The sequence below is a fragment of the Micromonospora sp. CNZ322 genome, assembly GCF_007827755.1.
In genome coordinates this window covers 118,820-141,295 of the sequence record NZ_VITD01000015.1, presented here as the reverse complement: position 1 = coordinate 141,295, position 22,476 = coordinate 118,820, and the positions used below count along the sequence as shown (strand labels likewise).

Annotated in this window: 23 protein-coding genes; 14 read left to right on the top strand and 9 right to left on the bottom strand. The window is 70.9% G+C overall.

Annotation, left to right across the window (positions count from 1 at the left end; genetic code table 11):
- Positions 1-85: 85 nt before the first annotated feature.
- The 6 genes from ku (at position 86) to FB453_RS28035 (ending at position 5,387) form a co-directional block, all read left to right on the top strand.
- A complete protein-coding gene (ku, locus tag FB453_RS28060) occupies positions 86-1,114 on the top strand; it encodes a non-homologous end joining protein Ku (protein ID WP_091395326.1) in 1,029 nt (342 codons plus the stop codon).
- 74 nt (positions 1,115-1,188) lie between these two features.
- Positions 1,189-1,827, top strand: a complete 639-nt coding sequence (locus tag FB453_RS28055) for a DUF4241 domain-containing protein (RefSeq protein WP_145795074.1) — start codon at positions 1,189-1,191, stop codon at positions 1,825-1,827.
- A gap of 146 nt (positions 1,828-1,973) precedes the next feature.
- The gene (locus tag FB453_RS28050) at positions 1,974-2,645 is read left to right on the top strand and encodes an FKBP-type peptidyl-prolyl cis-trans isomerase (protein WP_112585811.1); all 672 of its coding nucleotides are present in this window, start codon (positions 1,974-1,976) and stop codon (positions 2,643-2,645) included.
- Positions 2,646-2,834: 189 nt separating this feature from the next.
- Positions 2,835-3,662, top strand: a complete 828-nt coding sequence (locus FB453_RS28045; protein WP_112585858.1) for an SCO6745 family protein — start codon at positions 2,835-2,837, stop codon at positions 3,660-3,662.
- Between the two features lie 32 nt (positions 3,663-3,694).
- Positions 3,695-4,348 carry an HAD family hydrolase gene (locus FB453_RS28040; protein ID WP_112585809.1) on the top strand — a complete coding sequence of 218 codons (654 nt, stop codon included), beginning with the start codon at positions 3,695-3,697 and terminating at the stop codon, positions 4,346-4,348.
- Between the two features lie 28 nt (positions 4,349-4,376).
- Complete coding sequence (locus tag FB453_RS28035) at positions 4,377-5,387, top strand: NADPH:quinone reductase (RefSeq protein ID WP_145795071.1); 1,011 nt, start codon at positions 4,377-4,379, stop codon at positions 5,385-5,387.
- 183 nt (positions 5,388-5,570) lie between these two features.
- Here FB453_RS28035 and FB453_RS28030 read toward each other — a convergent pair whose 3' ends face one another.
- Positions 5,571-7,205: a fatty acid--CoA ligase gene (locus FB453_RS28030; RefSeq protein WP_186718609.1), complete on the bottom strand. Its 1,635-nt coding sequence runs from the start codon at positions 7,203-7,205 to the stop codon at positions 5,571-5,573.
- Positions 7,206-7,276: 71 nt separating this feature from the next.
- Here FB453_RS28030 and FB453_RS28025 point away from each other — a divergent pair, with 71 nt between their 5' ends.
- Entirely contained in the window at positions 7,277-7,768 is a 492-nt protein-coding gene (locus FB453_RS28025) for an NUDIX domain-containing protein (RefSeq protein WP_030334282.1), read from the top strand.
- 36 nt (positions 7,769-7,804) lie between these two features.
- On the opposite strand, the gene FB453_RS28020 is transcribed toward FB453_RS28025, so the two are convergent.
- Positions 7,805-8,839 (bottom strand): aldo/keto reductase, encoded by a 1,035-nt coding sequence (locus FB453_RS28020; protein WP_145795067.1) that lies wholly within the window; start codon positions 8,837-8,839, stop codon positions 7,805-7,807.
- 125 nt (positions 8,840-8,964) lie between these two features.
- On the opposite strand from FB453_RS28020, the gene FB453_RS34690 reads away from it, so the two are divergent.
- On the top strand, positions 8,965-9,597 hold the full coding sequence (locus FB453_RS34690) for a TetR/AcrR family transcriptional regulator (RefSeq protein WP_222431427.1): 633 nt from the start codon (positions 8,965-8,967) through the stop codon (positions 9,595-9,597).
- Between the two features lie 63 nt (positions 9,598-9,660).
- Here the strand turns inward: FB453_RS34690 and FB453_RS28010 are convergent, their stop codons facing one another.
- The gene (locus FB453_RS28010; protein WP_112585799.1) at positions 9,661-11,337 is read right to left on the bottom strand and encodes an MDR family MFS transporter; all 1,677 of its coding nucleotides are present in this window, start codon (positions 11,335-11,337) and stop codon (positions 9,661-9,663) included.
- Positions 11,338-11,528: 191 nt separating this feature from the next.
- Positions 11,529-12,071 (bottom strand): type 1 glutamine amidotransferase domain-containing protein, encoded by a 543-nt coding sequence (locus FB453_RS28005; protein ID WP_112677663.1) that lies wholly within the window; start codon positions 12,069-12,071, stop codon positions 11,529-11,531.
- 181 nt (positions 12,072-12,252) lie between these two features.
- Between FB453_RS28005 and rfaE2 the strand changes: the two genes are divergently transcribed.
- Together rfaE2 and FB453_RS27995 are read left to right on the top strand one after the other, a co-directional pair.
- Complete coding sequence (rfaE2, locus tag FB453_RS28000; RefSeq protein WP_112735494.1) at positions 12,253-14,088, top strand: D-glycero-beta-D-manno-heptose 1-phosphate adenylyltransferase; 1,836 nt, start codon at positions 12,253-12,255, stop codon at positions 14,086-14,088.
- A complete protein-coding gene (locus FB453_RS27995; RefSeq protein ID WP_145795065.1) occupies positions 14,085-14,963 on the top strand; it encodes a glycosyltransferase in 879 nt (292 codons plus the stop codon). Before rfaE2 ends, FB453_RS27995 begins: the two co-directional genes overlap by 4 nt.
- 1 nt (position 14,964) lies before the next feature.
- Here FB453_RS27995 and FB453_RS27990 read toward each other — a convergent pair whose 3' ends face one another.
- From FB453_RS27990 to FB453_RS27980, 3 genes are read right to left on the bottom strand one after another with little or no spacing between them, the layout of a single operon-like run.
- A complete protein-coding gene (locus tag FB453_RS27990) occupies positions 14,965-16,071 on the bottom strand; it encodes a glycosyltransferase family 9 protein (protein ID WP_145795062.1) in 1,107 nt (368 codons plus the stop codon).
- Between the two features lie 8 nt (positions 16,072-16,079).
- Positions 16,080-16,631, bottom strand: a complete 552-nt coding sequence (locus tag FB453_RS27985; RefSeq protein WP_145795060.1) for an Hsp20/alpha crystallin family protein — start codon at positions 16,629-16,631, stop codon at positions 16,080-16,082.
- Entirely contained in the window at positions 16,631-17,134 is a 504-nt protein-coding gene (locus FB453_RS27980; protein WP_091395370.1) for a DUF2231 domain-containing protein, read from the bottom strand. The genes FB453_RS27985 and FB453_RS27980 overlap by 1 nt, the downstream gene beginning before the upstream one ends.
- Before the next feature lie 166 nt (positions 17,135-17,300).
- Here FB453_RS27980 and FB453_RS27975 point away from each other — a divergent pair, with 166 nt between their 5' ends.
- Both FB453_RS27975 and FB453_RS27970 read left to right on the top strand, forming a co-directional pair.
- Positions 17,301-17,918, top strand: a complete 618-nt coding sequence (locus FB453_RS27975) for a pyridoxamine 5'-phosphate oxidase family protein (protein ID WP_145795058.1) — start codon at positions 17,301-17,303, stop codon at positions 17,916-17,918.
- 82 nt (positions 17,919-18,000) lie between these two features.
- Positions 18,001-18,885 carry a methyltransferase domain-containing protein gene (locus FB453_RS27970; protein WP_145795055.1) on the top strand — a complete coding sequence of 295 codons (885 nt, stop codon included), beginning with the start codon at positions 18,001-18,003 and terminating at the stop codon, positions 18,883-18,885.
- Between the two features lie 89 nt (positions 18,886-18,974).
- Here the strand turns inward: FB453_RS27970 and FB453_RS27965 are convergent, their stop codons facing one another.
- Complete coding sequence (locus tag FB453_RS27965; RefSeq protein ID WP_145795052.1) at positions 18,975-19,523, bottom strand: DUF4240 domain-containing protein; 549 nt, start codon at positions 19,521-19,523, stop codon at positions 18,975-18,977.
- A 31-nt stretch (positions 19,524-19,554) separates the two neighbouring features.
- Positions 19,555-19,962: a VOC family protein gene (locus FB453_RS27960; protein WP_145795050.1), complete on the bottom strand. Its 408-nt coding sequence runs from the start codon at positions 19,960-19,962 to the stop codon at positions 19,555-19,557.
- 71 nt (positions 19,963-20,033) lie between these two features.
- Here FB453_RS27960 and FB453_RS27955 point away from each other — a divergent pair, with 71 nt between their 5' ends.
- Both FB453_RS27955 and FB453_RS27950 read left to right on the top strand, forming a co-directional pair.
- Entirely contained in the window at positions 20,034-20,678 is a 645-nt protein-coding gene (locus tag FB453_RS27955; protein ID WP_145795048.1) for a class I SAM-dependent methyltransferase, read from the top strand.
- An 82-nt stretch (positions 20,679-20,760) separates the two neighbouring features.
- Positions 20,761-21,636 (top strand): patatin-like phospholipase family protein, encoded by an 876-nt coding sequence (locus tag FB453_RS27950; protein ID WP_186718605.1) that lies wholly within the window; start codon positions 20,761-20,763, stop codon positions 21,634-21,636.
- The last annotated feature ends 840 nt before the right edge of the window (positions 21,637-22,476 follow it).

Here is a 22,476-nt window from a genome sequence, read left to right as displayed (position 1 = left end):
GACCCGACTGTAGTAGCAGCCCGAACACCTCGCGTCCGGTTCTTTCGGATGCGAGCATGGTCGATACCGGGGAAGGGAGCGCAGGATGCGTGCCATCTGGAAGGGAGCCGTGTCGTTCGGGCTCGTCTCGATCGGGGTGAAGCTCTACTCCGCGACCGAGGAGAAGGACATTCGGTTCCACCAGGTGCACCGCGAGGACGGCGGCCGGATCCGCTACAAGCGCACCTGCTCGGTCTGCGGCGAAGAGGTCACCTACGACGACATCGCCAAGGGCTACGACATCGGCGGCGGCGAAATGGTGATCCTCACCGACGAGGACTTCGCCGACCTGCCGCTGACCAGTTCCCGTGCCATCGACGTGCTGGAGTTCGTGCCGGCCGAGCAGGTCGACCCGATCCTCTACAACAAGGCGTACTTTCTCGAGCCGGAGGGCGCGGCGACCAAGCCGTACGTGCTGCTGCGCGACGCGCTCATCGACTCGGAGCGGGTGGCCATCGTCAAGGTGGCGCTGCGCCAGCGGGAGCAGCTGGCCACGCTGCGGGTCCGCGAGGGTGTGCTGCTGCTCAACACCATGCTCTGGCCGGACGAGATCCGTACCCCGGACTTCGGTTTCCTCGACGAGGATCTCAAGGTGCGCCCGCCGGAGCTGGCCATGGCCAGCTCACTGATCGACTCGATGACCGGCGAGTTCGAGCCGGACGTCTTCACCGACGACTACCGGGCCGCGTTGCAGGAGGTCATCGACGCCAAGGTGGAGGGTCGGGAGGTCGTCCAGCCCGAGGAGGTCGAGGAGGCCCCGGCCGCGGCGGTGGACCTGATGGCGGCGTTGAAGGCCTCGGTGGAGCGTGCCAAGGCGGCTCGCGGCGAGCAGCCGGCCCGCGGCGGTGGTGGCGGCGGCGAGCCGACGCCCATCTCGTCGGCCCGCTCGGCGCAGAAGGCAGCCGAGAAGAAGGCGGCCAAGGCTCCCGCGAAGAAGACCGCGGCGAAGAAGACGGCCGAGAAGAAGGCGGCCGAGCCCGCGAAGAAGACCGCCGCGAAGAAGACCGCCGCGAAGAAGGCGGAGCCGGCGAAGAAGACCGCCGCACGCAAGACCGCACCCCGCAAGAGCGCCTGACCGTACGGCAGCGGCGGCGGTGTCCGCCTCGCCGGGTACGCTCCGCCGGCCGCTGGCGACCGGAGGAGCCCCCCATGCCGTACACCCCTGATCTGGACCGGTTACTGACACCCGGCGCACGCTTCACCGACCAGCACGGCGCGTACCTGATCGAGGGCCACCCGGCGGGCGACGTCGTGCTGCCCACCGGCCAGGTGGTCGGGTGTGACCCGCTGGTCTGCCCGGAGGCCGAGCCGTTCACGGTCACGGTGCCGCCGGGGCGGTATGCCGCCCGCGCCTGGGTGGCCGTGGTGCTCCGGGAGGACGCCGAGGTGGACCGGCGGGTGGCCGCGTTTCAGCTGGTGGTCTCCGACGAGCCGACCACCCACTGGGAGCCGGCCGTCGCGGGCGACCAGGACGTCGCCACGCTCGGCGCGGACGACTACTTCGGCTACGGGGTGGACGCCGGCGTCGGCACCCTCGCCGACCCGACCGCGCTCGCCGTCCTGGAGAGCTGGGACGAGGACCGGGTCGAGGAGGTCTTCATCCCGACCGAACTGCCCTCGTCCCCGGTCCCGGGGCTGATCAGCGCCGTGTTGGACGAGGCCACCGGCGCCAACGTCCTCACAGTGGCCACCGGTTGGGGCGACGGCTGCTACGGCACCTGGATCGGCCGTACCGCCGACGGACGGATCACCTCGTTCGTGACCGACTTCATGGTCGTCCCGGAATAACCGCCCAGGAAAGCCCCGGAACTGTCGCGCTGGGCGATCCGAGGCGTCCGCGGCGGGCACGGTAGGCCGCGGTGCGGGTACCGTGTGCGTCGGCTTTCCCCCCGGCACCGGGTGCCGGCCACACTTCGCAGCAGGGAGTCGACGACGTGAGCGAGCGGACGCAGCAGACGGGCCCGGACCAGAGCCCGGCAACCAAGTCGGGGCGCCGCCTGGCCGCCCAGTTGGCGGAGAAGAAGGCAGCCGACGCGAGGCGCAAGCGCAACGCGTGGGCCAGCGGCCTCGCCGCCGTCGCCGTGGTCGGGGTGCTGATCGGCGTCTTCGTGACGATCGGTGGGGGCGACGACAAGCCCAAGACCCAGGCCGACGCGACCCCGTCCGCCTCCGCCCCGGCCCCCGACGAGGCCGGCGCGCCCCCCGCTCCGCAGCTGCCCGAGGGCGCCGACCCGGCGCTGGGCACCAAGCCGGCGGTGACACCGGGCACTGGCGACCTCAAGAAGCTCACTGTCACCCCGCTGATCAAGGGCAAGGGCCCGGCCGTGCAGAAGGGCCAGAACATCACCACCAACTACGTGGGGGTGTTCTACAAGGACGGCAAGGAGTTCGACTCCTCCTGGAAGGCCGGGCAGCCGGCCACCTTCCCGATCGGCGTCGGCCAGGTCATCCCCGGCTGGGACCAGGGTCTGGTCGGGGTGACAGTGGGCAGCCGGGTGCAGCTCGACATCCCGGGCGAGCTGGCGTACGGCAACGACGAGGCCGCCGCCGGTGGACGTCCCACCGGTCCGCTGCGCTTCGTGGTGGACGTGCTCGCCGCCCAGTGACCTGTCCGGGTCGTCCCGGTTGTCGCCGGGACGCGATGGAGTTGTTCACATGGGGCTTCCGGCCCGTCACCCTGCGGCAGTAGGTTCGGCGTCACCCCGGGCGGTTCGCCGCCCGGGGTGAGCATCCGGAACCGGGACGCGGAGGTGCATGTGACGGCGCTGGACGAGCCTGGGCGGACCGCCCGGTCGATGTGGGCGTACTTCGAGCCGGTGCACACTGTCACCTACCTGCACCCCCGGGCCCGGGCCGCGTACGAGGCGGTCGGGCTGCGCGGCTACTGGCGCGGTTACTTCGCCGGCCGGGCCGCGCCGCTGGGAGCCGCCGAGGCGGCCCCGGTGATCGCCGCCTTCTTCAACTTCGCGCCGCCGATGGTGGCCCGCGCGCTGCCGGCGGTGTGGCGGTTGGCCACCCCGCAGGAGGCGCTGCGCGCCCGTCTCACCGGTGCCGTGCAGGCGCTCGCCGAGCTGACCTACGAGCTACCGGAGTCGCACCTGGTGGAGGCCGCCGACCTGCTGGAGCGGGCCGCCGCGGCGGCGCAGACCGCCGGCCGGGTGCTCGGCGCGGCCAACGCGGCCCTCCCGGCGGGCGAATACCCGCTGGCGCGGCTCTGGCAGGCCGCCACCACGCTGCGCGAGCACCGGGGGGACGGGCACGTGGCGGCGCTGGTGGCCGCCGGCCTCGACCCGGTGGAGACGCTCACCGGTCGGGTCGCGCTGGACGGTTCGCCGCCGCAGTACCTGCTGGGCCGGGGCTGGTCCGAGGAGCAGTGGCAGGCCGCCCGCGAGCGGCTCACCGAGCGGGGCTGGCTGACCGGGGACGGCGCGGCCACCGACCACGCCCGGGCCGAGTTCCAGGCCATCGAGGACGCCACCGACCGGGCCGCCGCGCACCCGTGGCAGGCGCTCGGCGCCCACGACACGGACCGGCTCCGGGAGCTGCTGGAGCCGATCGCCCGTTCCGGTCACACCCTGCTCCCCGAGGGCAGCCCGCTCGGTCTGCCCGCGTTGCCCGGCTGACCGGGCACCCACCGGTCGGGCAGGATGGGCCCGTGACTGATGCGGTGGTCTTCGACCTGGACGGCGTGATCGTGGATTCCGAGCCGGTGTGGGAGGAGGTCCGTCGGGCGTACGTAGCGGCCCACGGCGGGGCGTGGCAACCGGACACGCAACGCCGGCTCATGGGGATGAGCACCGGTGAGTGGGCCCACTACCTCAGCGGAGAGCTGGGCGTCGACCGCACCGCCGAGCAGGTCGCAGTCGAGGTGGTCGAGGAGATGACCCGACGCTACCGGGACCACGTACCTCTCATCGACGGCGCCGACCAGGTCGTCCGCCGGCTGGCCGCGCGGTGGCCGCTCGGGTTGGCCAGTTCGTCGCCGACGCGGCTGATCGAGGCGGCGCTGGCGGCGACCGGCCTGACCGACGCGTTCGGCGCGACCCTCTCCACCGAGCAGACCGAGCGGGGCAAGCCCGCACCGGACGTGTACCTGAGCGTGGCGCAGCGTCTCGGCGTCGACCCGACCCGCTGTGTGGCGGTGGAGGACTCGTCCAACGGGGTGCGCTCCGCCGCGGCGGCGGGGATGCGGGTGGTGGCGGTGCCGCACGGCTCGTACCCGCTCGATCCGGACGCCGCCGGGCTGGCGGTGGCCACGCTGAACGCGATCGGTGAGCTGACCCCGGAGCTGGTGGATCAGCTGGGTTGACAGGGGTCGAGCCGGGTAGAGACCACGGATGAAGGCCATCGTGTACGAGCGCAACGGCGACCCTTCGGTGCTCGATCTGGTCGATCGCCCTGTGCCGGAGCCGGGTGCGGGCGAGGTATTGGTGCGGATGGCGGTCTCCGGGGTGAACCCGACCGACTGGAAGTCCCGCCGCAACGCCCCGCCGAACGGGTGGCAGATCCCCGGGCAGGACGGCGCGGGGGTGGTCGAGGCGGTCGGCGATGGGGTCGACCCCGACCTGATCGGTGAGCGGGTGTGGATCTGGGAGGCTGCCTGGCAGCGACAGTGGGGCACGACGGCGGAGTACACGCTGGTGCCGGTCCGGCAGGCGGTACGCCTCGGCGCCGCTCCGTTCGAGCTGGGCGCCGCCCTGGGCATCCCGTTCCTCACCGCGCACCGCTGTCTGACCGCTGGCGAGTTCATGCCGGACACGCTGCGGGCCGGTGCGCTGGCGGATCACACGGTGCTGGTGCAGGGCGGCGCGGGCGCGGTCGGCAACGCCGCGATCCAGCTCGCCCGCTGGGCCGACGCCACTGTGATCGCCACTGTGAGCAGCGCGGAGAAGGCGCAGCTCGCAGCCTCGGCCGGTGCCTCTTTCGTGATCAACTATCGGGAGCAGGACGTGGTCGAGGAGGTCCACAAGATCGCCCCCGACGGGGTCCACACGATCGTGGAGGTCTCCCCCGCCCGCAACGCCTCGGTCGACGCACGGGTGCTGCGGCACGGCGGCGCGGTCTGCATGTACGCCGACAACGGCGGGGACGAGGTGAGCATCCCGATCCGGGCGATGATGGCGCCAAACGCCCGCTGGCAGTTCGTCCTGGTCTACACGGAGCCGAAGTCGGCCAAGGCGCAGGGCGTGAAGGACGTGGCGGCGGCGGCCAGCCAGGGTGGCATCCGGGTCGGCGCGGACGCCGGTCTGCCGCTGCACTACTACCCACTGGCGGAGGCGGCCGCGGCGCACCAGGCGGTGGAGGACTCGACGGTGGGCAAGGTGCTCATCAGCACCAGCGACGCCTGATCGGGTCACCGACCACCCGATTTTCCCGTCAGCAGGACAGAAGCGAATAACTTTCGCAACAATGACGGTGCGGGTCACCCCGCGTGGAGCGGGCGGCCCCGGCGCGGTGCGAACGCCGGGGCCGCCCCTGGGGAGGGTTCAGGAGTACTCCCACCCCAACAGGCGACAGTGCCGGGGAAAACGTTACGGGGCTGTCAGCTCCCGGACACTCAGCTCGCCCCCGGCGTACCGCGAACGGACGACCTTCTTGTCGAACTTGCCGACGCTCGTCTTCGGCACCGCGTCGATGAACGCCCAGCGCTCGGGCAACTGCCAGCGCGCCACCGACCCGGCCAGAAAGTCCCGCAACTCCTCGGCGGTCACCGAAGCGCCCTCCCGGACCACCACGGTGGCCAGCGGGCGTTCGTCCCATCGCTCGTCCGGGACCCCCACCACGCACGCCTCCAGCACCGCCGGGTGGGCCATCAGCGCATTCTCCAACTCCACCGACGAGATCCACTCACCACCGGACTTGATCACGTCCTTGGCGCGGTCGGTCAGGTTGATGTACCCGTCCGGCGAGAGGGTGCCCACGTCGCCGGTACGCAGCCAGCCGTCGCGGAACTTCTCCTCGTCCGGGGCGTCGTCACCGACGTACCGGGCGGTCACCCACGGCCCTCGGACCTCCAACTCACCCACCGCCGTGCCGTCGGCGGGCATCGGGTCGCCCGCCGGGCCGACTATCCGCGCCTGCACGCCCGCCGGCACCCGCCCCTGGGTGTAGCGGTAGCGCCAGGCCTGCTCACCGGTCGCACCGGCGGGCGGACGCGAGACCGACCCCAGCGGGGACATCTCGGTCATCCCCCAGGCGTGGATGACATCGATTCCGTGCCGCTCGTCGAATGCGTGCATCAGCGCCGGCGGGCACGCCGAGCCGCCGACGATCACCTCACCGAGCGAGGAGGTGTCCACGTCGTGGGTGTCCAGGTAGGCCAGCAGGTCGGTCCAGATGGTCGGCACCGCGCCGGCCAGGGTGGGCCGCTCGGCGGCGATCATCTCGGCAATCGGCGCGGCCTGGAGGAACCGGTCCGGCATGATCAGCGACGCGCCGGAGAGGAAGGCCGCGTAGGGCAGGCCCCAGGACATGGCGTGGAACATCGGCACGATGGCCAACTCGCGGTCGGTCGGCCCGAGGCCGAAACCCTCCGGCATGCAGACCTGCAACGAGTGCAGATAGATCGACCGGTGCGAGTAGGCCACGCCCTTCGGGTTGCCGGTGGTGCCCGAGGTGTAGCAGAGCGCGGCGGCGTCGCGCTCGTCCACCTCGGGCCAGTCGTACGTGTCGGGCCGGTCAGCGAGCAACGCGTCCCAGTGATGCACAGTGATCCGGTCGCCGGCCGCCGCCACCAGCGGCGCCGGGTCACCACCGCCGACCACCACGACGTGCCGCACAGTGGTCAGCTCACCGATCACCCGGGCCAGCAGCGGGATGAGCGTGCTGTCGACGAGGACCACCCGGTCCTCGGCGTGGTTGGCGATGTAGACGACCTGGTCGGGGAAGAGCCGGATGTTGAGCGTGTGCAGCACCGCGCCCATGCTCGGCACCGCGAAGTAGGCGACAAGGTGCTCGTTGTTGTTCCACATGAAGGTCGCGACCCGCTCGTCGCCGGTCACCCCACACTCGTCGCGCAGCCCGTGTGCCAGCCGGGCGGCGGTCCGGCCCACCTCGGCGTACGTCATCCGGCGGGGTTCGGCGCCCGTCCAGGTGACCACCTCGGCCGTGCCGTGCACCAGTGCACCGTGGTCGAGGATCCGGGAGATCTGCAGAGGGGCGTCCATCATCGTGCTACGCATGGGTAACAAGCTAGTGTCGGCGGTCACACGTTGGGAACCCCCGTAAGTTGTCGCAGGTGAGCATCTCCTGGGCCGACTCATACGTGGGGCAGTTGCGCGCGCTCGCCGGGGACCGGACGCTGATGTTCGTCGGCGCCCGTGCCGTGGTCAACGACGACGCCGGACGCATTCTGCTGATCAAACGCTCGGACAACGGCCAGTGGGCCATGCCGGCCGGCGCGATGGAGCTGGGCGAGTCGATCGCCGACTGCGCCGTACGCGAGGTCCGTGAGGAGACCGGGCTGCGCGCACTGCGGGTCTGCGCGTTCGCCCTCTACACCGGCCCGGACCGCACGAGCACCAACATGTACGGCCACACCTACCAGGTGTTCACGACGGCGTTCAAGGTGGAGGAGTGGGACGGGCAGTTGGCCCGGGTCACCGACGAGACCACCGATGCCGGCTTCTTCGCCCGCGACCGGTTTCCCGCCCCACTCTCCACCTCGGTCATCGAGACCCTTGCCGACCTGGACGTCTTCGAGCAGACGAACCGGCTCATCCTCAAGTAGGGCGGCCCCGGGGCCACCGACCCCGGGGCCGTTGCCTCACTGCGGCAGGCGGAGCCCGGCGAAGAACCCTTCCTGGATCCAGTTCGGGTACGCGACCGGCAGCTTGGTGGCCTCGTCCAGCTCGGTGAGGTCCTGCTCGGTCAGCGTGAGATCCGAGGCGGCGATGTTGTCGACCAACTGCTCGTGCTTGCGGGCACCGACGATCACGCTGGTCACGGCCGGTCGGGACAGCAGCCAGGCCACCGCCACCCGGGCCGGGCTCACCTCGTGCCGCTCGGCGACACCCTTGAGCACGTCGACCACGCCGAAGGCGTGCTCCGGGTCGAACGGGGTGAAGCTGGCGTACCCGGGCTGGGCGCTCCGCGCGCCACTGTCGGCGACGCCACCGTCCCGGCTGACCTTGCCGGAGAGGAAACCACCGGCGAGCGGGCTCCAGACGGTCAGCCCGACACCCTCGTTGAGCGCCATCGGCACCACGTCGCGCTCCACGTCCCGGCCCAGCAGCGAGTAGTACTCCTGCACCGAGACGAACCCGGCCAACTTCTCCCGGGCGGAGATACCCAGCGCCTTGGAGATCTGCCAGGCGGCGAAGTTGGCGGCGCCGATGTAGCGGACCTTGCCCTGCCGGACCGCGTCGTCGAGCGCGCGCAGCATCTCCTCCATGGGAGTGATCTGGTCGAAGTTGTGGATCTGGTACAGGTCGATGTGATCGGTGCCCAGTCGGCGCAGGCTGTCCTCCAGGTTCTGCATGATGTGCAGCCGGGAGGTGCCGACGTCGTTCGGGCCGGGGCCCGTCCGGGAGTGCACCTTCGTCGCCAGTACGACGTCGCGCCGCCGCTTGCCGAGCGCCTTGCCGAGCAGCTCCTCGCTCTCGCCGTCGCTGTAGCCGTCGGCGGTGTCGACGAAGTTGACGCCCGCGTCCAGCGCGGTGTCCACCAGCCGCTGCACCTCGGGCAGCGCCAGCCCACCCAGGGTGCCCCAGAGCGGGTGCCCGCTGCCGCCGAAGGTCATCGCGCCGAGCGAGATCTCCGAGACGTACACCCCGGTGGTGCCCAGCAGTCGGTACTTCACGTGTGTTGCTCCTCGTGGTGGGTCGGAGGCCGAGGTCAGGCACTCCGTGGTCACTATGTCGGACACTGTGTCCGGCAACGAGCGTACGTCGCCGAGCCGACCCCCGGCCACCTAGGATTCCGGCTATGCCCTCGATCACCCGCCGCCGCCCGCGCAACCCCGACGGACGCGCGGCCGTCGAAGCGCGGGTGCTGGCGGCCACCGAACGGCTCCTGAAGGAGGGGATCCGCTTCACCGACCTCGGCGTGCAGCGGATCGCCGCCGAGGCCGGCGTGGCGCGGTCGACCTTCTACACCCACTTCCGGGACAAGACCGAGCTGCTCATGCGCCTCGCCGGCACCATGCGGGAGAGTTCCTTCGACCGCACCGGCGAGTGGGACCCGGGCGGCCCCGGCGACCCGCTCGCGCGGCTGACCGAGGTCTTCGCCGACGTGATCCGGATATACCGGACGTACGCCCCGGTGCTGGCCGCGGTCAGCGAGGTCGCCGCGTACGACGAGGCGGTCCGGGAGTACTGGGCGGCCGGGCTGGAGCAGTTCGTGGCCCGCACCGTGGACGCGCTCCGGACCGAGCAGCAGGCCGGACGTAGCCCCGCCGACCTGGACGTGACGACTGCCAGCCGGCTGATCGTGGTCGGCGGCGACCGCTTCCTCGCCGACCACGTCAGCACGACCTCGGCCGACCCCGAGACCGACGCGGCAGCCGCCCGGGAGCTGGCCGCGACCTGGTGGTACGGCGCCTACCGCCGCCCCGCCTGACCACCTGGGCCCGGCCGACACCGACCGCCCCGGAGCGGTCCGGGGCGGTCGGTGTCGAGACGCTCAGATCATCGTCTGGGACTTGGCCTCCATGTCGGCGGCGGCCTCCTCCTTCGACTCGCGGGTCAACGGCTTGCCGCCCGGAGCCGGGGCCTCCCCGCCGAGCGGGTCGGCACCACCGGTGGCCCCCTGCGGGCCGGCGCCCCGAAGCTGCGTGTTGGGCAGCGTCAGGGTGACCACCACCGCCACGATCGCGATCAGGCCGGCGGTCAGGAAGACCATGTCCAGCGCGTCGACGAAGGCGCCCTGGATGGCCGCGCGCACCGGCCCCGGCAGGGCCAGGATGGTGGCCGGATCGTTGATCGAGATGTTGGCGCCGCCACTCGCCGCCACCGCGGCCTGCTCCTGCGGCGGAAGCTGCGCGATCGCGCCGGGCAACCGGTCGGCGAGTCCGCTGGTCAGCCGGGACGAGAGCACAGTGCCGAGGATCGCCACCCCGAACGAACCGCCCAGCGACCGGAAGAAGGTCGCCGAGGAGGTGCCAGCACCCAGGTCGCGGACCGAGACCGCGTTCTGCACCGCCAGGATCAGCGACTGCATACACAGACCCAGCCCGACGCCGATCACCACCATGTACCCGAACGCCACCCAGAGTGAGGTGGCCACCTCCAACTGGGTGAAGAGGAACATGCCGACCAGGAGGGTCGCCGAACCGGCCACCGGGAACCACTTGTAGCGGCCGATCCGGGTCATCGCGCGGCCGGTCAGGATCGAGGTGATGATGATGCCGGCCATCATCGGCAGCATCAGCAGACCGCTACGGGTCGGCGAGGCGCCCTTCACGATCTGCAGGTACAGCGGAATGAAGATGATCGAACCGAACATCACCAGACCGATGATGAGCAGTGCCGAGTTGGCCAGCGCGAAGGTGGCGCTCCGGAACAGCCGCAGCGGCAGGATCGGCTCGGCCACCCGGGCCTCCTGGAGGACGAAGAGCACCCCCAGCACCACGCCGGCCACGAAGAGCCCGATGATCACTCCGGAGCCCCAGGCGTACTCGTTGCCACCCCAGCTCAGCGCGAGCAGCAGCGAACTCACCCCGGCCACCAGCAGGCCGGCGCCGAGCCAGTCGATCGAGTGGTCCCGACGTTCGAACGGGATCAACCGCATCACGTGGTAGCAGACGACGATGGCCAGGATCGCCAGCGGCACGTTGATGTAGAAGATCCACCGCCAGTCGGTCTCCGCGAAGTAACCGCCCACCAGCGGCCCGGCGACCGACGAGATCCCGAAGACCGCGCCGAACAGGCCCTGGTACCGACCACGCTCCCGGGGTGACACCACGTCCGAGATGATGGTGAACGCGAGCGTCAGCAGACCACCGGCGCCGAGACCCTGGATACCCCGGGTGACGATCAGCTGGGTCATGTTCTGCGACAGCCCGGCCAGCAACGACCCGAGCAGGAACGTGCCGATCGAGAAGAGGAAGACCGGCCGACGCCCGTACAGGTCGGCCATCTTGCCGTAGAGCGGCGTCGACGCGGTCGAGGCGAGCAGGTACGCGGTGACCACCCAGGAGTAGTGGTTGATCCCGCCCAACTCGCCCACGATGGTCGGCAGCGCCGTACCAACGATGGTCTGGTCGAGTGCGGCCAGCAGCATGCCGGTCATCAGGCCCAACATGAGCAGCCGGATCTGCTGACGGTTCAGCACCGGCGCATCCGAGGCTTCGGTGGTCATGTGGCCTTCTATCCCGCGAGCCGCAGAACATGCGCAGAACCATCAAAAAACCAACCCCGGGCCCGCTCCCCGCCCACCCGCGCGCTCCCCCTCTCACGCCCCCGCACCCTGGCGTTGATCAAGAGGTTTGCGTCATGACGCACCGCGTTCCTGACGCAAACCTCTTGATCACCGGGAAAGGGCTGGGGGCGTTAGGGGGTGGTGAAGGTTTTGGTGATTGCTGCGCAGAAGGCGGGGAGATCGTCTGGTTTGCGGCTGCTGGTCAGGTTGCCGTCGGTGACGCACTCCTCGTCCACCCAGGTGGCTCCGGCGTTGGTCAGGTCGGTACGCAGTGTCGGCCAGGAGGTGATCCGCCGGCCCCGCACCACGTCCGCCTCGATCAGCGTCCACGGGCCGTGACAGATCACGCCGACGGGCTTGCCAGCGTCGAAGAACGCCTTCACGAACCGCACCGCGTCCGGGTCGCCACGCAGGAAGTCCGGGTTCGCCACCCCTCCGGGCAGCACCAGCGCGTCGTAGCCGGCCGCGTCGGCCTTGTCGACTGTCACGTCCACGTCGTACGTCTTGGAGTGGTCCAGGTGGTTGAAGGACTGGATGGAACCGGGCTTCAGCGAGACCAGCTCGGCCGTCGCGCCGGCGTTCTCGACCGCCTCGCGTGGCTGGACGTACTCGACCTCCTCGACGCCGTCGGCGGCCAGGAAGGCGATCCGCTTGCCCTGCAATGTCGCTGCCATCTCGGTACATCTCCTTTCCGAGGGGTACCTCAATCCCCTTCCCGCCCTCGAACGCCCGAAACAGGTCGGACAGGTTCGGACCGGTCAGGACCGGCCAGGAGCCGCCGAAGGCCGCCTGACCAGCGGCGGGACCGGTCGGCGCGCAGGTTTGTCCGCCAGGCCGCTGGGGACCCCGGGAGGCATGGCAGGAGCAGCAGCGGAGCAGCGCCGGTTCGCCACCGTCGTGGAGAGCTGGCTCGGACGCCCAGTCCTGATCGTCGGTGACGCCATGTTGGACGAATGGCGGTTCGCCGACTCCGACCGGCTCTGCCGGGAGGCGCCCGCCCCGGTCCTCACCCTGCGCCGGCGGATCTCCGCCGCCGGTGGGGCCGCGAACACCGCCGTCAACGTCGCCGCCCTCGGCGGCCGGGCGGTGCTGGTGGCGCCGGTCGGCGCCGACGTCGCAGGGGACGAACTGCACGACTGCCTGGACCGCGCGAGCGTCTGGGACCGCACTGTCAACCAGCCCGGGCGACCCACACCGGTCAAGCGGCGGATGTTGGCCGGCAACCAGATCCTGCTGCGTGAGGACTCCGGCGACCCGGAGGACGCGCTGGACCACGACGGGGTTAGCCGGCTGCTCACCGCCCTGAGCTGCGCCACCGAGGAGTTGCGCGCCGCCGCCGGTGGGGAGGCGCCGACCCTGGTGGTCTGCGACTACGGCCTGGGCGCGCTGCCCGCGCCGGTCCGCGCGTGGCTGGTCGAGAACCGCCAGCGGTACGCCACTGTCGCGCTGGACGCCCACGACCTGGCCGACTGGCGGGGCCTCGCGCCGACAGTGGTCACCCCCAGCTTCGCCGAGGCGACCCGGCTGTTGGCCCGCGCGGGCGGTACGACCCGACCGACCGGCGGGACCGAACTGCACCTGGAACACCCAGACGGCGACCCGGTCGACGGACCGTCCGAGATGACCGTCGGCGCGGCCCCGGGGGCGGTACGCGCCGACGACACCGCCGCCGAGCTGACCCGGGCCGACCGCCCGGGGCCGGTCGGCGAGCCCACTCCGGGTGAGGGACGGGTCGCCCTCACCGGTGACGGGCTCAGCGTCACCGGCACCGGCGTCACAGTGAACACCCGGGCCGGAGAGGGCGTCGACCGGGCCGTCCTAGCCAGGTCACGGCTGGCCGAACTGCGTGCGCACACCGGTGCCGACGTGGTGGCGGTGACCCTGGACACCGAGGGCGCGGTGGTCGGCGGCGCCGACGGGGAGCCACGACGCAGCCACAGCACTCCGGTGCCGGCAAGCCACGCCGTGGGTGCCGGCGACGCGTACCTGGCGGCGATGACGTTGGCCCTGGCGGCCGACGCGCCCCTGCCCACCGCCGCCCAACTCGCCCAACTCGCGGCCACCATCACCGTCTCGGACACCGGCACCTGCGTCTGCCGACGGGACGACCTGCTCGCCGCGCTGGACCAGCCAACCGAGACCACGAGCCACCCCGCGCTGGTCAGCGGCGACGAGTTGGACGCGATCGTCGCCGAGTACCGCGAGGCGGGACGGTCGGTGGTCTTCACCAACGGCTGCTTCGACGTGCTGCATCGCGGGCACGTGCGCTACCTGGAGCAGGCCCGCGCGTTGGGCGACCTGCTCATCGTGGCGGTCAACTCGGACGGCAGCGTACGACGGCTGAAGGGCCCGGACCGGCCGGTCAACCCGGTCGAGGACCGGGGTGCCCTGCTCGCCGCACTCGCCTGCGTTGACCACGTGGTGGTCTTCGAGGAGGACTCACCGGCCGCGCTGATCGAGGCGGTCCGACCGGACGTGTACGTCAAGGGCGGCGACTATCCGCCGGAGCTGGTGCCGGAGGCGCCGCTGGTGCGCCGGCTCGGCGGCCAGGTGCGCACCCTGGGGTACGTGCCGGACCGGTCCACCTCCGCGATCATCGAGCGGATCCGGTCGCACAGCCAGGACCCGTCGCCGCACACCAACGACCGGGAGCCCGACCCGTCGCTGCGCACCCGCACCCAGGCGTCGTGAACCGCCCCCTCGACCTCGGCACCCCGGAGGAGTTCCGCGCCGACCGGCTGGTCGACGTGCTGATTCCGACCCGGAACCGGCCCGCCGAGCTGGCCGTCACCCTGGGCGGGCTCGCCGCCCAGGACGGGGTACCCGGCTTCGGCGTGGTCGTCAGCGACCAGTCCGACGGGGACCCGGCGTACACGCATCCCGCCGCGGCAACCATGGTCCGGGCGCTGCGCCACCGGGGCCACCCGGTGCTGCTGACCCGCCGGCTGCCTCGACGGGGGTTGGCCGAACACCGGGCGTACCTGCTCGCCGCCTCGGCCGCCCGGTACGTCCTCAGCCTCGACGACGACATCTGGCTGGAACCGGGTGCGCTGCACCGACTGGTCACCGCGATCGGTGAGCTGGGCTGCGGGTTCGTCGGCAACGGCGTACACGGGCTCTCGTACAGCGACGACGTACGGCCGGAATCGCACGGCCACTACGAGGAGTGGGCCGGCCCGCCCACACCGGAGCGGATCCGACCCGACACGGCCGAGTGGAACCGGGCCCGGATCCACTCGGCCGCGAACCTGCTGCACATCACCGAGCAGTTGGCGCTGCCGCCGGGCGCGTGGCAGGCGTACAAGGTCTCCTGGATCGGCGGGTGCGTGCTCTACGACCGGGCCAAGCTCGTCGACGCCGGTGGCTTCGACTTCTGGCGTCGGGTGCAGGAGAAGCACCAGGGCGAGGACGTGGCCGCGCAGCTCGCCGTGTTGTCCCGCCACGGCGGCGCGGGCATCCTGCCCAGCGGCGCGTACCACCTGGAGTCCCCCACCACTGTCACCGACCGGGACGTGGAGGCTTGGGAGGTCGTCCTCGCCGACGAGGACACCCCGCAGCCGGCCTGACCTACGGGGTGAGCAACTCCCGGGCGGCTTCCAGCACCTCGATCACCGGTACGTCGGTCACGAACGAGTCCCGGTGCGGGCACTCACCGTCGCCGGGCCGGTGCGGATAGACGCCCGGTGTGCAGTCGACACCGCAGACCGGGCAGTGCACAGTCCACGAGGCGATCGGCCGGTGCCGACCCCGCAGCGGGCTGGCCCCGTTGATCAGGTTGCCGATCCAGAAGATGCCCACAGTGGGCGCGCCCACAGCGGCGGCCAGGTGCAGCGGGCCGGTGTCGTTCGAGACGACCAACGCGCAGTCGGCGTAGCAGCCGACCAGCCCGCCCAGGCTGAGCGTGCCCACCTGTGGGCGCACCGGCACCTGCGCCGCAGCGACGACCCGGTCCACCACCTCCTGCTCGGAGGGCGTGCCGGTGACCAGCACCTCGTAACCGTCCTCGTACAGCGCACGGGCCACCTCGGCGAAGCACTCGGTGGGCCAGCGGCGGCGGGTGTCGGTGGCACCCGGATGCAGGGCCACCCGGGGACGGCTTGCCGGGCCGAGCACCCGGGCCGCCTCGGCCCGGTCGGCGTCGGTCACCGCCAGCGTCGGCGTGATGGTGGTGGCCGGCGCTCCCGCCAGCGCCACCACCTCCAGGTAGCGGATCACCTCATGCTGGTAGTAGACGTAGCGCAGCCAGCGGTCCAGCGGCGGCGCGTCGTCGGCGCGCAGGCCCACAGTCAACCGGGCACCGAGCCGACCGATCAGCGGGTTGGAGTTGGCACCCCCGCCGTGGATCTGCACCGCCAGGTCGAACTCCGCACCGGCGGCAGCGGCCACGAAGTCGTCCATCGACGACTCCGGTTCGCCCGGCTCCGGCGTACGGATGCCGGCTGCCGGCGGCACCACCAGCACCCGGTCCACCGGGCCAGGCCGGTCGCGCCAGAGCTTCGCGTGCCACGGCGCCCCGAGCAGCACGATCTCCGCCGAGGGGTACGCGCTGCGCAACGCGTCCAGCGCCGGCAGGGCGAAGATGAAGTCACCGAGCGCGTTGGCGCGCAGCACGGCGATCCGCCGCACGTCGGGAAGGCGCTCGGCGGTCGGACCGAGCACGGACGGGGTGACCACCCGGCCCGCTACGGCCGGTCGATCTCGCCGGCGGTGTCCGGGCGGTGCAGCTCCCGGTCCGCTGCGGGATCGGCTGGCATCGGCGTACCCGTGGAAAGGTCGCCGGAGCGCGGCCCGGTGCGGCCGACGGTGATGGTGCGCGGCGCGGGCCGGGTCGCCCGTGGCAGCCGGACCCGGAGCAGGCCGTGGTCCATCACCGCGTCGATGGAGTCCGGGTCGACCCGCGCCGGCAGATTGACCCGGTACTCGAAGCCGCGCGTCTCGAAGCCGCCGGGGATGCCCTGGTCGGCGTTGACCTCCGCCTCCGAGCGGGCCCGCACGCACAACTCGCGGTCGTCCAACTCGACTGCCACCTCCTCCGGCGCCACTCCGGGCAGCCGGACGACGACCTCCCAGCCGTCCGAGGTCTCGGTCAACTCGACGTCGGACGCCCCGCCGCGGCCACCGACCAGGCGACTCAACTCGGAGCGCAGCGACTGCAACTCCCCCATCGGGTCCCAGCCCTGCTGCCGGCTGCCGCGCCACCCCCGGCCGAAGCCGCCAAACTGCTGCTCGCTCATCACACCTCTCCGATCCGCTGGGTGGCCGCCGGCGGCCGTAGTGAGCTGGGCGCGTCCAGGCCGGCGTCGCTGTCGACGCCCACACCGAGCCGGTCGACCAGCTCACCACCGAGCCAGGCGCTGATGCCGAGAATCGCCAGCGCGACCACCTCGATGGCGACCAGTGCCCCGCCGGCGGCCCGGGAATCCGCGTTGAGCCGCACCGCCCACACGGCGGCGAAGAGCAGGATCACCGCGACATTGGCGCCCGCGTGCAGCAGACCCACCCGCTTGGCGCGGGTGCCGGTCGGGATCGCCAGCAGGTCGAACGAGCCGGCCGCCGCGGCGAGCAGGCCGCCGATCAGGCCGACGGTGATGTTCCAGTACGCGACCTCGCCGAGGAAGTCGGGACCGCCGACGGTGTCCACCACGTCGAACAGCACCGCCGTGGCCAGCAGCGCGACCGGGAACATCACCAGCATCGGATGGACTGGGTGGCCCAGTACCTTGAGTCGGCTCTCCATCTCCCGGCCTCCACTGGTCGGCGTCCTGCGGAACGGTCTCGTGCGGCGAGCGCGTCGGGTGAGGCCGTACCCCCGGCAACCAGGCACAAACCTCGCGCTGGTCACGGCGGCCTAGGCTGACGACGGTGGTGCCCGCCACCGGGTCAACGGCTGAGGGAGGATCAACGTGACGGTGGAGATCACCTCGCACGAGGAGTTGCGCGAGCTTCTCGGCGTGCCGAACGCGCGGGCCGCCAGCAAGGAACGCACCCGGCTGCACGAACGGGACCGCGAGTGGCTCGGCGCCTCGCCGTTCTGTCTGATGGCCACGGCCGGCGCGGACGGCAGCTGCGACGTCTCGCCCAAGGGCGACCCGGCCGGGTTCGCCCTGGTGCTGGACGACACGACCATCGCGCTGCCCGAGCGGCCCGGCAACAAGCGGGCCGACGGCTACACAAACATCCTCGACAACCCGCACATCGGGCTGCTCTTCCTGATCCCCGGGCGAACCGACACGCTGCGGATCAACGGGCGGGCCCGCCTGGTCAGTGACGCGCCCTGGTTCGACGACATGGTGGTCAAGGGGCACCGGCCGGTGCTCGCCGTGGTGGTGGAGATCGAGCAGATCTTCTACCACTGTGCGAAGGCATTCCTGCGGTCGGCGCTGTGGCGGCCGGAGACCTGGCAACCCGAGGCGCTGCCGTCCCGGGCACGCCTGATCAAGGAGGTCGAGGCCCCGACGGAGAGCCTCGAAGACCTGGAACGGCACTACGGCCCGGCGTACGCCACGAAGATCTACGTCTGACCCCGCTGCCCGACGACATCGATTTGTCAACCCATGCTTACCGAGAGCTATCGCCCTGGCGGTCGCCTGATAGCTTTCGTCGATGAGCTCGACAACTGAGCAGGGTGCGTCCGGCCATGTTGGTCGCGTCGCTGACTACTACGACGACAACACGCGTCGGTTCCTCTTGGTTGCCGAGAGCCCAGGCAGTGACGCCATCCATCGTGGCGTGTGGACGCCGGACGTCGCGAACACGGCAGCGGCCATGGACACCGTCAACCGCCTCATGATCGAGCGTTTGCGCGGGCATGTTCCTGCGGGGAGCGCAAGGGTGCTTGACCTTGGCTGTGGTGTCGGCGGGACAATGGTTCGCTTGGCCCGCGAGGTGGACGGGTTCGTCTCCGGGGTGACCATCAGCCGAGTGCAGGCCGAGATCGCAGCGAAGCGGTTCGCCCGCGAAGGACTGACCGACCGCTGTGACGTGATCTGTGCCGACTTTGCCGAGCTGCCCGCGGAACCGCACTACGACGCCATGGTCGCCGTGGAGGCGGTCGTTCACTCGCCGTCGCTCGAAAACCTGATCCCGTCCCTGGTGGAGCGGTTGCGCCCTGGAGGCCGCCTCATCCTGTGCGACGACTGGGCGACCGAGAAGGATCGAGGGGTCGCCGCTCGGGAGCGCTGTCTCGACCAGTTCCGCGCCGGCTGGCGCGTCGGAAGCTTGCATACCGTGGCCGAGCTGGTCGCCATGTCTGAGCGCGCCGGCTTGCGCTTGGTCGAGGACCTGGATCTCACCCCGTACCTGCACCTCGGTCGGCCCCGCGACCGCCTGATCAAGCTGGCTGTCGGCGCCACCGCCGTACTTCCACGGCTTCGCAACCGTCTTGTCGAGATGCCATTCTGGGCCAACATGATTGGCGGTTCAGCACTGCAGGCTGGATTGTCACGGCGTTGGCTGGAGTACCACTTGATCGTGCTTGAGAAGGCGTGAGGTTACGGCCGATCACTTGTGGCGCGGTGGCCGGCGACGGAGTAGCCCACCTCCGGGAACACGACAGTGACTGATTCGCCGGGCTCCGGTCAGGCCGACCAGCCGGCAGGGTTGCCGAACGACTCCCGGGAAATCCCGGAGCTGGTCTCCGGCCACGAACCGAACCGGTCGTTGTGCAGGTGCGCGAAGAAGTAGCACATGCCTTCGCAGTCGGCGTCCAGCAACGCCATCGCGGGGTCGGCTAGGACCGCCTCGTAGTACGACCGCCCCAGGGCCACGATGAAACCCCGGGCGTAGAGGAAGCCGTCGTCCGACCCGTCGGTCACCTCGTGGATGTCCTCCCGATCGATGTCGTGCAGCTTGCGCTCCACCACCCGGTCGAGATCCGTCAACTCCTGCCCGGTCAGCTCGACGGTCAACTGCCCGAGGTGGTCCAGGAAGGCATCAAGCCAGGCGTCGATCGCGTAGGAGGGACCGTCGTCGCCGTTGTCGCCGGCGGGGTCGCGCTCGATGAGCGCCTGCCGCAGCGCCAAGGGCTCGTCGCCCAACTCGGCCCAGGCCGCTTCGATCAGCGCCCACAGTCGGGCCTCGTCGGCGGGGGTGGGCAGCTTCCCGGGGGCATCGGTGGTCACGGTCACGGTCGGACCGTAACCACCACCACCGACGGTTTCAGGACTTCGAATCCGCGGACACCATCCACAAGTGACCGTCCGGGTCCGCGAGGACGCCCGCGTACGCCCAGGGCTGGTCTGCCGTCTCGGTGATGATCTCGGCGCCGGCAGCGCGCGCCCGCTCGACGAGCGCGTCCACTTCGGTGGGCGAGGCGACACCAAGGTTGAGCAGGCATTCGCTCTGGCCCCTCGGAGCGACCTCGTGCCGGCCGATCACCCAACCGAACCCGCCGGTCGGGATGAGCATCAGCCGCAGCCCGTCGTTGACCACGAACTGCAACGGCTCCGGGATGCCATCGTCTGCCAACTCGCCCACGGCGTCCAGGCCGAGTCCGTTGCGATAGAAGCGGTAGGAGGTAGCCCGGTCGGAGATGGGCAGACTCACGATCACCGGTGCGGAAGTCATGGGTGGACGCCTCCAAACTGTCGGTCCGGCAAGGTCAGGCATCAGTGTGACGCTGAATTAGCGTTGGACTCGTGACCGTAGACGAGTGGTTGACAGCGACCCGCATTTCCTACGACACGGTCGCGGTCAGCTACGCGCACCTGGTCCGTGACCTCCTGGCGGAGGCACCGTACGAACGAGCCGCCCTGGCATCGTTCGCCGAGCTCGTGCAGGGTGCCGGCGGCGGGCCGGTCGCGGATGTGGGCTGCGGAACGGGGCGAATCACCGCCCACCTGCACACGCTCGGCGTCGACGCCTTCGGGATCGATCTCTCGCCCGGGATGATCGCCGTGGCCCGCCGTGACCACCCTGAGCTGAGGTTCGAGGTCGGCTCGATGACCGACCTCGAGCTGGCCGACGGCTCGGTCGCCGGCCTGGTCGCCTGGTACTCCCTCATCCACATCCCCGACGACCAGATCGGCGTCGTGTTCGCGCACTTCCGGCGGGTGGTCCGCCCCGGTGGCCCCCTGCTGCTCGGCTTCCACGTGGGCGACGAAACGACAGTCAAGACCGAGGGCTACGGCGGACACCGGATGAACGTGCACGTCCATCGTCGGCAGCCGGCCCAGGTGGCCGCCTGGCTGCGCCAGAGCGGCTTCACTGTCGACTCGCAGACCACCGTCGCCTCGGCGGAGAGCCGGCTCGGCGGGATCCTCGTCGGGCGACGCGAGCCCTGATCGCCCGTTGTCAATCCATCTTCGCCACTGTTACCTTAAACTGCGTACAGCGTTTGCAGTATTCGACCGAATGAGGCAACTGATGACGGACGACGCGCGGCCCGTCTGGGTGCTCGGTGGCGGTGGAGTGGCCGGCATCGCCTGGGAGGTCGGCATCCTCACGGGGCTCGCGGACGAGGGAGTGACCGTCGCCCCGGAGGCCGTCCTCATCGGCACCAGTTCCGGTGCCGTTGTCGGAGCTCAGCTCGCCAGCGGCACTCCACTCGCGGACCTCTTCGAGCGCCAGCGCGGCGGTCTCGCCCACGAAACCTCACCCGCACCGGGCCTTCTCCACCTGCTTCGGCTCGCGCGGGCACAACTGTTCGCGCGTAACCCCGAGCAGGCCGCTCGCCGCCTCGGTCGACTCGCCCTCGCCGCACGCATCGACGACCCGTCCCGGCAGCAGCGGATAGCCGAGGCCCGCCTGCCCAACCATGCCTGGCCGTACGACGTGGACCTTCGCATCCTGGTCGTCGACACCGAGACCGGCGCCAGCCGCACCATCACCCGGCACGACGGCGTCCCCCTGGTGGACGCCGTCGCCGCGAGCTGCGCCATGCCGATCTCCGCGGCCCCGGTCAGCATCGGCGACCGCCGCTACATGGACGGCGGCATGCGGTCGACCCTCAACCTCGACCTCGCCCCCGGAAACGGCCCGGTCATCGCCCTCGCGCCGAGCACCGCCGCGATCGGCCCCTGGGCGCGCATCGACAAGCAGCGAGCCGCGCTGGGAATGGGTCGCCGGGTGGAGTTGCTGCTCCGGGACCCGGCCTCCAAACGAGCGCAGGGGACCACCGTGATGGACCGCTCCGTCGTACCCGCGCTCGTGGCCGCAGCCCGCGAGCAGGGCCGACGCGAGGCGCCCCGGGTGGCCGCCGCACTTGCGGAGACAACGCCGGGACGGGAAGCGCGAAGCTGACACCCCAGGCCTTCGCGTGCCGTCGTTCCGTACACCACAGGCACGGTGGCGGTTTCCCAGCATGGGTGCCGCGCCTACCGCGGGCCGACCGGGTTCCGGAACAACCTTCGGGTCGCGACGGTCATCCACTGTCGAACGTGACAAGTCCTTGGGATCAAGGGCCCGCAACGCGATGGCCAGGGCTTATGGCCCTATCGCAAGTAAGTTCCGCCTTTTCCTAAATGTACCCAAGTACGGTCAAAACCCCTCTCGACCGATCAATCAGTCGAATACGCTACGACTCGCCAATGATGACGTCAGGTGACTAGTAGGTAGCTCTGGGTGTATCCAGGGTGGCTCTGGAGGGGTCATGAGCAACAACCGACGGCTGCGGCGCAGCCGGAACCATGGCCGGGCCGCTTCAGGGCTGAGTTCCGCCCTACTGGTAGTCGGAATGACGGGTGGGCCCGCAACCGCAGCGCAGCCGGTGGAAACGAAGCCGTCCGCACAGGACGTACACATCGGTACGCCCGGTCCACTGGGCCAACACGGCGGCTGGCCATCATCCTGGGCAACTGTCAGCCAAGACGGCGACGGACCTGGCGATTCGTGGGACCAGTACCCCGACGGACAAACGGACTACGGTCCGCAGGGCTGGCAGAGCCCCTGGGGTGGTCACGACAAGGACAAGGGGGACTACCCGCACGACAAGCATGGCCCTCAAGGCCCCCAGGGTGCCCAAGGCCCCCAGGGCGACGCGGGCGCTCAAGGCGCCCCCGGTGTTCAGGGCCCGCAGGGCGATGCGGGCGCACAAGGTGCTCAAGGCTTCCAAGCCGCCACCGGCGCTCAGGGCGACGCGGG